This is a genomic window from Janthinobacterium aquaticum, assembly GCF_009208565.1.
In the GTDB taxonomy this organism is placed as follows: Bacteria; Pseudomonadota; Gammaproteobacteria; order Burkholderiales; family Burkholderiaceae_D; genus Janthinobacterium.
Map to the genome: position 1 here is coordinate 124,133 of NZ_WFLK01000004.1, position 13,409 is coordinate 137,541.

Annotated in this window: 10 protein-coding genes; all 10 read left to right on the top strand. The window is 51.7% G+C overall.

The window, feature by feature from the left end:
* The first annotated feature begins 26 nt into the window (after positions 1–26).
* Positions 27–1,241: a BaiN/RdsA family NAD(P)/FAD-dependent oxidoreductase gene (locus tag GCM43_RS08355; protein WP_152243119.1), complete on the top strand. Its 1,215-nt coding sequence runs from the start codon at positions 27–29 to the stop codon at positions 1,239–1,241.
* Between the two features lie 184 nt (positions 1,242–1,425).
* Positions 1,426–1,638, top strand: coding sequence for a 30S ribosomal protein S21 (gene rpsU / locus GCM43_RS08360; RefSeq protein WP_008451879.1), 213 nt, complete (start codon positions 1,426–1,428; stop codon positions 1,636–1,638).
* A gap of 173 nt (positions 1,639–1,811) precedes the next feature.
* Positions 1,812–2,264, top strand: a complete 453-nt coding sequence (locus GCM43_RS08365) for a GatB/YqeY domain-containing protein (protein WP_152243121.1) — start codon at positions 1,812–1,814, stop codon at positions 2,262–2,264.
* Positions 2,265–2,354: 90 nt separating this feature from the next.
* Positions 2,355–4,151 carry a DNA primase gene (dnaG, locus tag GCM43_RS08370; RefSeq protein ID WP_152243123.1) on the top strand — a complete coding sequence of 599 codons (1,797 nt, stop codon included), beginning with the start codon at positions 2,355–2,357 and terminating at the stop codon, positions 4,149–4,151.
* Between the two features lie 455 nt (positions 4,152–4,606).
* Complete coding sequence (gene rpoD / locus GCM43_RS08375) at positions 4,607–6,847, top strand: RNA polymerase sigma factor RpoD (protein ID WP_152243125.1); 2,241 nt, start codon at positions 4,607–4,609, stop codon at positions 6,845–6,847.
* A 699-nt stretch (positions 6,848–7,546) separates the two neighbouring features.
* Complete coding sequence (locus GCM43_RS08380; protein WP_152243127.1) at positions 7,547–8,512, top strand: ABC-three component system protein; 966 nt, start codon at positions 7,547–7,549, stop codon at positions 8,510–8,512.
* Positions 8,513–8,518: 6 nt separating this feature from the next.
* Positions 8,519–8,782 carry an ABC-three component system middle component 6 gene (locus GCM43_RS08385; RefSeq protein WP_319636952.1) on the top strand — a complete coding sequence of 88 codons (264 nt, stop codon included), beginning with the start codon at positions 8,519–8,521 and terminating at the stop codon, positions 8,780–8,782.
* 2 nt (positions 8,783–8,784) lie between these two features.
* Positions 8,785–10,503, top strand: coding sequence for a DUF2326 domain-containing protein (locus GCM43_RS08390; RefSeq protein WP_152243131.1), 1,719 nt, complete (start codon positions 8,785–8,787; stop codon positions 10,501–10,503).
* 413 nt (positions 10,504–10,916) lie between these two features.
* A complete protein-coding gene (locus GCM43_RS08395; protein WP_152243133.1) occupies positions 10,917–11,975 on the top strand; it encodes a hypothetical protein in 1,059 nt (352 codons plus the stop codon).
* Positions 11,976–11,995: 20 nt separating this feature from the next.
* Positions 11,996–13,156 (top strand): DUF3800 domain-containing protein, encoded by a 1,161-nt coding sequence (locus tag GCM43_RS08400; RefSeq protein ID WP_152243135.1) that lies wholly within the window; start codon positions 11,996–11,998, stop codon positions 13,154–13,156.
* Positions 13,157–13,409: the final 253 nt, after the last annotated feature.

Here is a 13,409-nt window from a genome sequence, read left to right on the forward strand (position 1 = left end):
TTTTGTAATCGGCGGCGAGTGGTGATATGGCGAAACAGTTTGATGTGGCAGTAATCGGCGCGGGCGCGGCCGGCATGATGTGCGCGGCGGTGGCCGCGCAGCAGGGCAAGCGCGTGGTGGTGATCGATCACGCGGCCAAGCTGGCCGAGAAGATCCGCATCTCAGGTGGCGGGCGCTGCAATTTCACCAATACCCATGCCGGTCCACAGAATTTCCTGTCGGAAAATCCGCATTTCTGCAAAAGCGCCTTGTCTCGTTATACGCCGCAGGACTTCCTGGCGCTGGTCAAAAAACACCGCATCGGCTATCACGAGAAGCACAAGGGCCAGCAGTTCTGCAACGACTCGGCCGAGCAGATTATCGAGATGCTCAAGGACGAGTGCGCCGCTGGCGACGTACACTGGCGCATGCCGTGCAAGATCGAGCAGCTTGAGCGCCGCGACGATGGCAGCTTTTTCCTGCAGACCGACAGCGGCGAGATCGAGGCGGCCAATGTGGTGATTGCCTCCGGCGGCCTGTCGATCCCGAAAATCGGCGCGACCGACTTTGCTTACCGCATTGCGAAGCAGTTCGGCCTTGGCATGATCGAGCCGCGCCCGGCGCTGGTGCCGTTGACCTTTGATGCTGCCAGTTGGGCGCCGTTTGCCGAATTGTCCGGCATTGCGCTGGAGGTCGATGTGGAAACGGGCAGCCTGAAAGGGCGCAAGGCCACCGGTGCACGTTTCCGTGAAGACTTGTTATTTACCCACCGCGGCCTGTCCGGCCCGGCAATTCTGCAAATTTCCAGTTTCTGGCAGCCGGGTACGCCGATCATCATCAATCTGCTGCCGGAAGTCGATTTGGCGCAGACGCTGATCGAAGGCAAGGGCAGCCTGAAAAAGCAGCTGGGCAATATCGTGGCGCAGTGGCTGCCGGAGCGTCTGGCCGCCTGCCTGCTGACCGTGCATGGCCTGGCTGCCGACGCGCGCCTTGCCGATATGCCCGACGCGCAGCTGCGCAAGCTGGGCCAGGCCATCAATGCCTGGTCGATTGTGCCGAACGGCTCGGAAGGCTACCGCAAGGCTGAAGTCACGCGTGGCGGCATCGATACGCGCGAACTGTCGCAGCAGACCATGATGGCCAACAAGGTGCCTGGCTTGTACTTTATTGGCGAATCGGTCGATGTGACGGGCTGGCTCGGCGGTTATAACTTCCAGTGGGCCTGGGCATCGGGCATGGCGGCGGGGCTGGCGCTGCAGTAATTGGCGCTTGGCCACCGCGTTGCCGCCTGATGATGTACACTGCTCCGATGCGTGGTTTACGCCACATCTGGGCAGTATTGCAACTCTGCAGTCCGCACTCGGCGCGGGAAGGGCTTCCATTTCCCGATAAAAGCTGCTACTATCTATCTCTTCCTATACACCACCTCAACGGTTTGAATTTTACATGACCACTATTCGCCTTAAAGAAAACGAGCCGTTCGAAGTCGCAATGCGTCGCTTCAAACGCACCATCGAAAAAACCGGTCTGCTGACCGAACTGCGCGCTCGCGAATTCTACGAAAAGCCAACGGCTGAGCGCAAGCGCAAGCTGGCAGCTGCTGTCAAGCGTCACTACAAGCGTATCCGCAGCCAACAACTGCCTAAAAAATTGTTCTAAGACTGTTCAGTCAGAACCAACCCGCGCAGTATGGCGCCTTGTTCGCCGCGGGTTCTGTTTTGATTCGACTGAAGCACAGCTTCAGATGAGTCGCATACCCGCTCCGGTTCGCCGCAGCGGGTTTTCGCTTTTGTGGCCCGCCTGCATACCAATATTACCAAACGAGGATCGTCATGAGTTTGAAAGAACAAATTACCGAAGACATGAAAAACGCCATGCGCGCCAAGGATACCGGCAAGCTCGGCACCGTGCGCCTGCTGCTGGCTGAAATCAAGCGCAAGGAAGTCGATGAGCGCATCGAAGTGACGGACGTGCAGGTGCTGGCCATCGTGGAAAAAATGATCAAGCAGCGCAAGGATTCGATTTCGCAATTCGAAGCCGGTGGCCGCGCCGACCTGGCCGATATCGAGAAAGCCGAACTGACGCACCTGGTGGGCTATATGCCAGCCGGCCTGTCGGACGAAGAAGTGGCCGCTGAAGTGGTCGCCGCCGTGGCTGCCTCGGGCGCCGCCGGTCCGCAGGACATGGGCAAGGTGATGGCCATCGTCAAGCCGAAGCTGGCCGGTCGCGCCGACATGGCCGTGGTGTCCGGCCTGATCAAGAAAGCGCTGGCGCCGGCAGCCTGATTGCCTTGGCAAGCACCGCACGTTGATCTGGCTCAACCTCAGGCCGCGTGCGGTAGTATAGTCTGATCTATAACAAGACCGTTCCAGCCCGTGATACCACAATCTTTCATTTCCGATTTGCTCAACCGGGTCGATATCGTCGACGTGGTGGGCCGCTATGTGCAGCTGAAAAAAGGCGGCGCCAATTTCATGGGCCTGTGCCCGTTTCACAATGAAAAGTCGCCGAGCTTTACCGTCAGCCCCACCAAGCAGTTCTATCACTGCTTTGGCTGCGGCGCGCATGGCACCTCGATCGGTTTCCTGATCGAGTATTCGGGCATGGGCTTTGTTGATGCCGTCAAGGATTTGGCGCAAGGCGTGGGCATGGTCGTGCCCGAGGCCGATGACAAAATTCCGCCGGCCCAGCGCGCGCAGATGCAGGCGCAAAGCCTGGCGCTGACCGAAGCGATGACGCAGGCTTGCGATTACTATCGCGGCCAACTGCGCCATGCGCCCGACGCCATTGCCTATCTGAAAAACCGTGGCCTGACCGGTGAAGTTGCCGCGCGCTTCGGCATGGGTTTTGCGCCTGGCGGCTGGGACAATCTGCGCGCCGTGTTTTCCGACTATGAAGTGACAGCGCTGGTCGAAGCCGGCTTGGTGATCGACAAGGTCGACGAAGAGGGCAACCACCGCAAGCGCTATGACCGCTTCCGTGACCGCATCATGTTCCCGATCCGCAATACCAAGGGCCAGGTGATCGGCTTTGGCGGTCGCGTGATGGATCACGGTGAACCAAAATACCTCAATTCGCCCGAGACCCCCTTGTTTTCCAAGGGATTCGAACTATATGGGTTATTCGAAGCGCGCCAGGCCATCCGCGACGCCGGCTATGTGCTGGTGACCGAAGGCTATATGGATGTGGTGGCGCTGGCGCAAATGGGTTTTCCGCAGGCGGTGGCCACGCTGGGCACGGCCTGTACGCCGACCCACGTGCAAAAACTGCTGCGCCAGACCGATAACGTGATCTTCAGCTTTGACGGCGACAAGGCCGGCCGCCGCGCCGCCCGCCGCGCGCTCGAAGCGGCCTTGCCGCACGTGTCGGATAATAAAACCATCAAGTTTCTGTTTTTGCCTGCCGAGCACGATCCGGACAGCTATATCCGCGAATTCGGCCCCGAAGGCTTCGAGCAGCAGGTGCATGAAGCGATGCCGCTGTCGCAGTTCCTGCTCAAGGAAGTGTCGGGTGAGCATGATTTGTCCGAGCCGGAAGGGCGCGCGCGCGTGCAGTTCGACGCCAAGCCGCTGCTGCAACTGATGACGCCATCGTCGCTGCGCCTGCAAATCGTACGCGGCCTGGCCAGCCTGACCGAATCGACGCCGGCCGAAATTGAAGCGCTGTTCGAACTGGCCCGGCCGGTCGCGGTGGCGCGCCGTGCGCCACCCAAATCGGGTCGTCCGGTGCCGGTGGGATTGGAGCTGAAAATCATGCGCATGCTGGTGGCGCATCCGCCGCTGACCTTGCACATCGACGCCTCGGCGCTGACCGCCTTTGAAACGCTGGGCCCCGATGCGGCCAATAGTCTTGGGCAACTGGTGGCGGCCGGCCAGGCGTTGGGCGAGCACGGCAGTTTCGCTGCACTGGCGCAGGTGCTGAAAGAACTGGGCACGGAGTATGATGACATCATTGGCGAGATTGCCGCAGGCAGCGAGTCGGACTTTGACAGCGAGAAATCCTGGCTGATCAGCACCATCCGCGAGATCAAGGGCAATGCCCTGAAAGCGGAGCTGCAGCAGCTGTTCGCGTCAGGTTTGCCATCGGACAAAATTGGTGTACGCTACCGCGAAATCATGCAGGAGCAGGCAGAGCTGGAACGCCAGCGCGAAGCGGAGATGTCTATTAGGTAATATTGCCCGATTGAAACGGAGCGCACTGGAAAAAGATTTTTCGCGTGCTATAATTAAATGCTAAGTATTGTGTGCTTTGGCAAGCTAGTTCTGTTCGTAAATAGTATTTGTTTTCAGTAAGTTAGGCTCTTGATCGGCGCACGGACCGCGTCGGCAGCCAGGGCCAAACGGTGGTGCGGCGTCGCTTATCAGGCGGTGCTGGCCAGCCGTACCAGGCTCTCGCTTCTTGATGCGGTCGGATGCAGACCTTTCTGCACACCCGGCTGGCAACAGTCGGTGGACAGGAATGGCTGCGGTTCCCGCGGATCGTGGCCGACGAGGTGTAAGTAAGGTCATCGTGACAGTGTCATGACGGCAGTATCGAGATGGTAGCGCCCGTGCAGCACGACGGTCGCTGGCAGCAAACTTTATCCTAATCCACCGTAAAGCAAGTCGTTGTGTAATCGAAAGCGCCTGTGCCAATCAAGAAACCCGAATCCAAAGCGGCTGCAAAGCCCACCAAAGTTACCACGAAAGCCGAGAAGGCGCTCGACCGCCCCGAAAACCGGGTTGTCAGCACGCCGCCCGTGGTCAGCCAGACAACCGATGCCGCCACCCTGGCTGCCATCGATACCTCGAGCTATGTCTTGCCTTCGGTAAAAGTGCCAGGCCGCCGTGGTCGCAAGCCGAAAGAATTCCAGCCAGAAAATGACGAGGTCGCCGCGCTCAATGCTGTCGAACGGGCAGAACTGAAAGCGGTCGACAAGGCCAAGGCCAAGGACCGCAAGGCCAAGGAGCGCGCACTGCTGAAAGACGCGTTTTCTTCGGATACAGAAGCGAGCGAGGAAGAGCTCGAGCGCCGGCGCCAGAAGCTCAAGACCCTGATCAAGTTCGGCAAGGAACGCGGTTTCCTGACCTACGCCGAGATCAACGATCACCTGCCCGAAAACATCGTCGATCCGGAAGCCATCGAAGGCATTATCGGCACCTTCAACGACATGGGTATCGCCGTCTACGAGCACGCGCCCGATGCGGAAAGCCTGCTGCTGACCGACAATGTTGCCGTGGTCACCAGCGACGATGAGGCCGAGGCGGCCGCCGAAGCGGCACTGTCGACGGTCGACTCCGACTTCGGCCGCACCACCGACCCGGTGCGCATGTATATGCGCGAAATGGGTTCGGTCGAACTGCTGACGCGCGAAGGCGAAATTGAGATTGCCAAGCGCATCGAAGACGGCCTGAAAGACATGATACAGGCCATTTCTGCCTGCCCGGTGACCATCGCCGAGATCATTGCCGCGGCCGACCGCATCGCCAACGACGAGATCAAGATCGACGAGATCGTCGACGGCCTGGTCGATGAAAGCGAGCCGGAAGCGGCGCCCGTGGCAGCAGCACCCGTCGAAGAAGACGAGGAAGAGGCCGAAGAGGAAGAGGAAGAAGCGGAAGAAGAGGAAGAAGCCAGCCCGTCGGGCGCGGCCGGTTTCTCGGCTGAACAGCTTGAAACGCTCAAACGTGCCGCGCTGGAAAAGTTCGCCCTCATTTCGCAGCAATTCGACAAGATGCGCCGCGCTTTCGAGAAAGAAGGCTATAACTCCAAGCCCTACGCCAAGGCGCAGGAAGCCATTTCATACGAACTGCTCAGCATCCGCTTTACCGCCAAGGTGGTGGAAAAGCTGTGTGACACCCTGCGTGGCCAGGTCGATGAAGTGCGCCATATCGAAAAGCAGATTCTCGATGTGGCCGTCAACCGCTGCGGCATGCCGCGCGCCCACTTTATCAAGGTGTTCCCTGGCAATGAAACCAACCTGGACTGGGTCGATGGCGAAGTCAACGCCGGCCACGCCTACAGCGCCATTCTGGGACGCAATATTCCGACCATCAAGGAACTGCAGCAGCGCCTGATCGACCTGCAGGCGCGCGTGGTGCTGCCGCTGCCGGACTTGCGCAATATCAACCGCCAGATGGCCGCCGGTGAAATGAAGGCGCGCAAGGCCAAGCGTGAAATGACCGAGGCCAACTTGCGTCTGGTTATTTCGATTGCCAAGAAGTATACCAACCGTGGTCTGCAGTTCCTCGACCTGATTCAGGAAGGCAATATCGGCCTGATGAAGGCGGTCGACAAGTTCGAATACCGCCGCGGCTATAAGTTCTCGACCTACGCCACCTGGTGGATCCGTCAGGCCATTACCCGTTCGATCGCCGACCAGGCGCGCACCATCCGCATCCCGGTGCACATGATCGAGACGATCAACAAGATGAACCGCATCTCGCGCCAGATCCTGCAGGAAACCGGCGCCGAGCCCGATCCGGCCACGCTGGCGATCAAGATGGAAATGCCCGAGGACAAGATCCGCAAGATCATGAAAATCGCCAAGGAACCGATCTCGATGGAAACACCGATCGGCGACGACGACGATTCGCACCTGGGCGACTTCATCGAAGACAACAACACCCTGGCGCCTTCGGACGCCGCGCTGCACGCGTCGATGCGCGGCGTGGTCAAGGACGTGCTCGATTCCCTGACGCCTCGCGAAGCCAAAGTGCTGCGCATGCGTTTCGGCATCGAAATGTCGACCGACCATACGCTCGAAGAAGTGGGCAAGCAATTTGACGTGACGCGCGAGCGCATCCGCCAGATCGAAGCAAAAGCGCTGCGCAAGCTGCGCCACCCATCTCGCTCCGACAAGCTGAAAAGCTTCCTCGAAGCAAACTAGCCGCCAATAGGGCTTGACGCGCGAGGCCGATACCCCTATCCTCGCGTGTCCGTTTCCAAAACGGCAGCGCGAGGCGGCAATATTGCCCTTGCGCCAGCAGTACCTCAGGGCCTCTAGCTCATGCCTGGTTAGAGCAGCGGACTCATAACGGTTTAGCTAATTCTAATTTTTTAATAAAATCAAAGAGTTAGGGAGATCTGAAAGTGGTAAAATAGGCCAAGGCTACATATAGGCTACAAGTTTGCCTTTTTTAAATTGGGCGATAACGGTAAAACAGTTTTAGGGCCTCTAGCTCATGCTTGGTTAGAGCAGCGGACTTAACAAATTTTCACCTACGACTCGTATGAGGACGGTGAAAATTGATTGGGTTGCCTTGGGGTAAGTTCACTCTGCTCCTTGGTAGAACTGCTCAAATTCGGGGAAACCTCTGTTGCCTTGGCAGCGTGGCAATCCCGAGCGAAACTCTCTTCAGAGAGGACGTGTAGAGACTGTACGGGCAGGTCGTAAAGACAAGAGACAGTCCAGACCACAAACCCGAAAGGGGTGGCGAAAGCCATAGTTGGTAAGCATAATCCGTTGGTGCCGTGTTCGACTCACGGGAGGCCCACCAAACAACAAGCCGCAGCATGGAAACATGCTGCGGCTTTTCTTTACATATTCTGTACGTTAAAGTTATAGCCATCTAGACAAGAGGTGCCTGTGAATACTGAGGAAAAGACTTTAGCGAGGCTTTTATTTCGCTCACGTATGTCCAGCGTGATTGGTATGGGTTTTCAGAACGAATTCTCAAAAATCATGAGTTTGGCTGACTCTGACTTTTCGCCGGTCAAGCCCCAAGGCAACGAGGGTGATTGGAAAAATGACGGCCACATGCCTACATACGGTAGGTACTACCAAGTCTACGCCCCCGAGACATATACCGAATCCGAGGCTATCAAAAAGCTCAAAGAGGATTTCGACGGGTTGGCGTTAAAGTGGGGCCAAACAAAAGTGTATCCTGTTGGAATTAAAGAGTTTTATTTTGTTATCAATGATGGCTACCGTGTTACGCCAGGCGCGTATCCAACAACCTATGCTGCGCTCGCTGAACTCAAGAGAAAGAAAACGTTGCAAGAGTGCAAGCCTTTCCTGACTAAAGACCTTGAGAACGTTCTGTTCGGCCTCGCTGACGACGAAATTTTCTCTGTGGTAGGTTTCATTCCAAACCCTGCACAAATCAAAGTCTTAAAGCTTGACTCGGTGTCAGAGGTCGTCGGTCACATCATAAACAATCCAATCATTCGTTCGTTAACACAATCATTGACTGATCCCGATTTTGAAAAAAAGATTGTTTTCAATAATCTAAGCCTTACCGCAAACTGGTTGCGCGATGCAGACTACAGGAGAGGCACGGTAGAGCAGTTTTTTCAGGCGAACGGTTCGTTCTGTAGGCAAGCTGTCCGAGACAAACTAAAGGCTATCTACGAGGCTGGCAAAGTGTTGACCTTTCCTAGTGCTCCTAACCAAGCATCGTCCCAAGACCAGTTATTAGCATATATTCTCAATCAAGTAACGCCAAAGCCCGTTGATCCAAATGATAAGCGTGCTGAGAAAGAGTTGCATGATGCGGCCCTAGTTGTCATGGCTTATTTCTTTGAGGCTTGCGACATTTTCGAGGAGCCTTAAGTGCTGATGCCTGACAAACATGTAAAATTGGCTGAGTCGTTTTTCGGGCTTGGTAGTTTTTTGCTTGAACTCCTTACCGTGCCGAAAACGATTGATGAACTGTGGCATCTTTTTTCCCAGGCTCTCATGGCTAAAGAATATCCGGCACAACATTCTTTTGAAAATGTTGTGCTTGCAGTTGACTTTTTGTTCTCTATTCAAGCCGTCAAGTTGAATAGCAATGGGACCTTAGAAAAATTCGACAAGCTGAAAAGTAATGGGGCCTTGTAAAAATGCGTCTAGTAAAACTCTATGCTAATCGTGAGACCTTTAATACAGTCCATTTTAATGAGACTGGCTTAACTCTCATCATCGGGGCAAAAACAAATCAAGGTTCAACCTACAATGGTGTTGGTAAATCATTGATTGTTGAGTTGCTACATTTTTGTCTAGGCTCAAAAAAGAACAGTGAGTTTGAGAAAAAAATACCTCAATGGGAATTTTCTTTAGACTTTAAAATAGATGGAAAAACTCACGTTGTTTCACGCAATACTAGCTCGCAAGGCGTTGTCCATCTTGACCATAAAGAAATTAAGCTTGCGGAGCTGAACGATTGGTTTGAGAGTCGCCTTTTCAGTATTCCAAGTAACATATCAGGACTCACTTATAGATCGCTACTGCCAAAATTCCTGCGTCGTGGGCTTAAACAATATGTAGATCCGAGAGATACGGGCGACTTTTCAGAATACGAAATGTTGGTCAGGAATGCTTTTTTGCTAGGCATTGATGTTGAACTCATTTCTAAGAAAATGGTTGTACGTAGTGAAATAACGAGACTTAAACAGTTGCGCCAAAACTTTAAAGAGGATTCGCTACTAAAAGAATTCTATTCTGGTGGGCGGGACTCTGACATCTTACTTTCGCACTTGGATCAACAAATTCAAGGACTTAATAAAAAGAGAGATGACTTTGTAGTAGCAGAGAATTTCTACGACTTACAAAAAAATGCTGATGCTCTTGCGGTTTCAATTGAACAAGACAAGAACCTTATATTTTTGTGGCGCTCTGCTGTTGAGAATATTTCTGAGAGCATGGTAGAACAGCCCCATATTTCACTGGACCGTGTAAATGCCTTATACGGTGAATTACTTGAAAACTTTAAGTCATTTGCTCTAAAACGGCTTGATGAGGTGACTGATTTCCACAAGCGAATGCTTGAGAACAGAATTGCAAGGTTAAGTAGTGAAAAATTACGTCTTATTGATAAAATTAGTCAAGCTGAAATAGAACTAAGAAAAAAACAGAAAGATTTGGATGACGCGCTACGCACACTGAGCCAATCTCAAGCACTTGATCAATATACCGTCCTGGTTGGCGAAATCTCAGACTTGATGGCGCAAGCACAGAAAGTCAGGGACTATAAGGCTATTGATATTAAGTATAGCAATCAAGCTGCTGATTTAGATGGGGTGTTAAGCGAGGAGGTTAAAAAAACCAATAACTACTTAGAGGAAACAAAGGAATATAGAGAGCGCAATTTCTCGGTATTTAAATCTTTTGTGTCTGATTTTTATCCGAACTCACCCGCTGGCATTACATTCCATAATAATGAGGGCAACAACCAGAAACGCTTTGATTTTGACGTTAAAGTTGAAAACGATAGCTCTGATGGTATCAATGAGGTAAGAATCTTTTGCTATGACTTAACTTTGTTGGCGTTAAGGAAAAATCATAAAGTGGATTTCATTTTTCATGATGGACGACTCTTTGCCAACATGGATGTGCGTCAGCGCGCACAAGTCTTTACGTTGGCTGATAGGGTGGTAGGCAATTTAGGCGCTCAATACATAGCAACTCTAAATCCCGATTTCATTAGCGGCATGTCAGACGAATTTACGAGCGACGAATATCAGCGGCTCATCGTTGATAACACTGTCCTGGAACTCCGTGATGACTCCCCTAGTGGAAAACTGTTAGGTATTCAGGTTGATATGCACTATGAGTCCAAGTGATGAGATTTGGCAAAACTTTTCGAGTTTAGATCTTTCAATGTCGCAACAAGCTGTTGCATTGAAACTCCTTTTGCAAGAGGTAGATGGCGACCTAACTATTGAACTGCCCTTAGAGTGGTGGTCAACAGCACAGTTACGAATGAGTTAGCGAGAGCCATAGTTGGTGTGCGTGATGCGTTGTTGTCGGGTTCGACCTACGGGATGCGCCCCAATTAAAGGAACCGCAGTGTTGAAAAGCGCTGCGGTTTTTTGTTTTTCATCGTCCAGTTTTATGTTGCCGTGGATTATTTTTACCCAAGACGGTTTGTAAAAAAAAGAAATCCTTATTCTGAGATTTAGTCTTTTCTTTTTTTTGCTTTCCCGATAATATCTTAATTGATGCAAGCAAACGCTTTCTGCAAAGGAGCAACAAGATGCTGTTGATACAAATGCCTGGGTATGCGTATCCCACGATTGCTATCTATCCTTTCGCTTGGTATGAGAACGGGGCCATGTGGATTATGTGGGCTTTCAAAGTCAAGCCTGATGGTACATTGAAATGGTATCGGCATTATGTAGATAGAGGTACGGGTCATGCTCATAGTGATGGCTACAACACGTTCAAAGAGGCCAATGAGGTTGCCAAGGAATTCAATAAGACTATCCGTGAAAGAGTCAATGTCTTAGACCTTGATGATGAGTTAAAGCTCTCCATTTCTCTTAAAGCAGAGAAAGAGGTAACGGCTGAGGAAAGGCTTGCGCAAGAGGAACAGCTTATGCTTGGCGAGGCAATCAAGCGTAGTGCAGCTTTTCCCGGGCCGACTATTGAAAGTTTAGTTCTCCCTAAAAACGGCGAAAAGTATAGGTATGACCTGTTCAAATGCTTGTCTGAGTCGCCAAAGGTTCAAGTCGTTCAGCTTACAAATCATCGTGCGTCCTTGAAACGCAAGGGTGAGCTTGATTGGTCGGCTGTGATCAATACAAATAGCAAAACGGGTATGTATGCGTTTCGTGAAAGGATTGCAAGCGGCTTTGGTCTGTCGGGCATTGATCATTGGGGTGAGACTAAAGCAAAAATCCGTGACATGCTTTTACCTCGTGCGAACAAGCTACTCCAAATTGCTGGTGTCCAAAGAATGCTCGATGAGGCATTGGCAAGAGGTCAGCATGTCATTGTCATTGGAACCTTTGTTTTCTGGTATGAGACAGGTAAAGAGGTCGGTTGGACGGTCAAGAGTCTTGGCAATGGTGGTGTAAGCAAAGAGGGGGAAACCCTTTGGAAAGAGGGAAAAATCGTCTCAAAAAATCACGGTCGTATCGTTGTCCTTCCTTACATAAAAGAAAACGGTGAGCTTGTCCAAGGCCATACAAAGAACTCGTCCAAGGACGGCAAAGCTTTGCCTCGGCATCCTGACTATTACTTAGAGTTGCCATTTGAGGTTCTTGATGGTGACTTGATGATTGGTTTGTTCGGTGAACTACCTTATGAATAACAAACAATAACGAGACAAAGATGGCACAAAACATTTACTTTGATGAGTCCGGTTTTACAGGCAACAATCTACTAAACGAAAAACAGAACTACTTTGCTTATGGTTCAGTTGCAACGAATCCTGATGAGGCACAGGAGGTTGTTGCTCGGATAATGAAACAATACGGTGTCCAGGGCGGCGAATTAAAAGGCAAGAACCTTGTCAAATACAACCGTGGTCGGCGTGCTATGGACGACATCCTTACTCATTTTGAGGGTAGGGTAAAAATATCAATTTCAGATAAAAAATATGCTTTAGCAGGCAAGTTCTTTGAGTATATTTTTGAACCGTCCCTATCTGAGATTAATTCGCTCTTTTATGGCATCAACTTTCACTTGTTCATAGCGAACATTTTGTATGTTGAGTTCATTGCACGTGGGGCCGGTGCCGACGAAATTTTCAACGAGTTTGAAAGTCTCATGCGGGAGATGGATGAGCCAAGGCTTGCAAGTCTTTTTTCGTCGTCTGTACATCGTGAGAACTCCCCGATACTTACCCAAATACGAGAGTTCGCCATTCATCGTATTGATGACATTCGTGGTGAGCTTGATAGCCTGCGGGGTGGAGTTACAGGAAAGTGGATACTTGATTTAACAGGCAGCGCTTTAGGCAGTCTCTTGGCTCATTGGGGCCTTATGTATGGCGAAATGACCGCTATCTGTGATGAGTCAAAGCCGCTCATGGAAAAGAACGATTTCTTTGACGGCATGATAGGTAGGAAAGGGGAGACCATCTTTGTGGACAGCCCCATTGGGAAACAACCTCTCACTTTCAACCTGTCCGGTCCTATCCAGTTTGCGAGCTCTGCTGTTGAGCATGGCATTCAGATCGCCGACACGCTTGCTGCGGCTGCTGTGTTCGCCGTCTCCAATCCTGACGATCCAATGGCTCAGAAATGGGCTGCAATGTTGCCTGAGATTGGCAAGTATGGGAGTGTTTTGCCTGACTTTGAACACCTGGATTTGAACGGTATGCCTGCCAAACTCAATGCTATCGTCCTCATGGAATTGCATTCCAGGGCAATCAAGAAACAAAATCTCCTTGAGGAAATGCCTGAGTATGTTCACTTTATGACTCAGGCTTTAAGGCGAGAGGCGTTGGGTTTGGGGCCGCGAATGTTTGGTCATGATATCGGAGAATGAGATAAGTATTTACCGATGCTAGGCTACGGATAATTTCAGGTTTTGGAGGACAATTAGGTTTAGTTGCCGTAATCGGCGTTTCTTGGTGGAACGTGTGCCTGAAATGGAAAAGCAGTAATCCACTAGAGTAAAGGACTTTCTTTCCTCTGTTTAGCGGGGTTTTTTAGGCTACAATCTAGGCTACAACTGCGTAGCGTAAAGAATAAAAATCAAAGACTTACGGTTTGTGAGCAATTTTTAAGTCTTTGATTTA

Excerpts from the sequence above, each read along its gene's own strand:
- GCM43_RS08355 (WP_152243119.1), top strand. The coding sequence starts at position 27 with ATGGCGAAACAGTTTGATGTGGCAGTAATCGGCGCGGGCGCGGCCGGC.
- rpsU (WP_008451879.1), top strand. The coding sequence starts at position 1,426 with ATGACCACTATTCGCCTTAAAGAAAACGAGCCGTTCGAAGTCGCAATG.
- GCM43_RS08365 (WP_152243121.1), top strand. The coding sequence starts at position 1,812 with ATGAGTTTGAAAGAACAAATTACCGAAGACATGAAAAACGCCATGCGC.
- GCM43_RS08385 (WP_319636952.1), top strand. The coding sequence starts at position 8,519 with ATGCCTGACAAACATGTAAAATTGGCTGAGTCGTTTTTCGGGCTTGGT.
- GCM43_RS08390 (WP_152243131.1), top strand. The coding sequence starts at position 8,785 with ATGCGTCTAGTAAAACTCTATGCTAATCGTGAGACCTTTAATACAGTC.
- GCM43_RS08395 (WP_152243133.1), top strand. The coding sequence starts at position 10,917 with ATGCTGTTGATACAAATGCCTGGGTATGCGTATCCCACGATTGCTATC.
- GCM43_RS08400 (WP_152243135.1), top strand. The coding sequence starts at position 11,996 with ATGGCACAAAACATTTACTTTGATGAGTCCGGTTTTACAGGCAACAAT.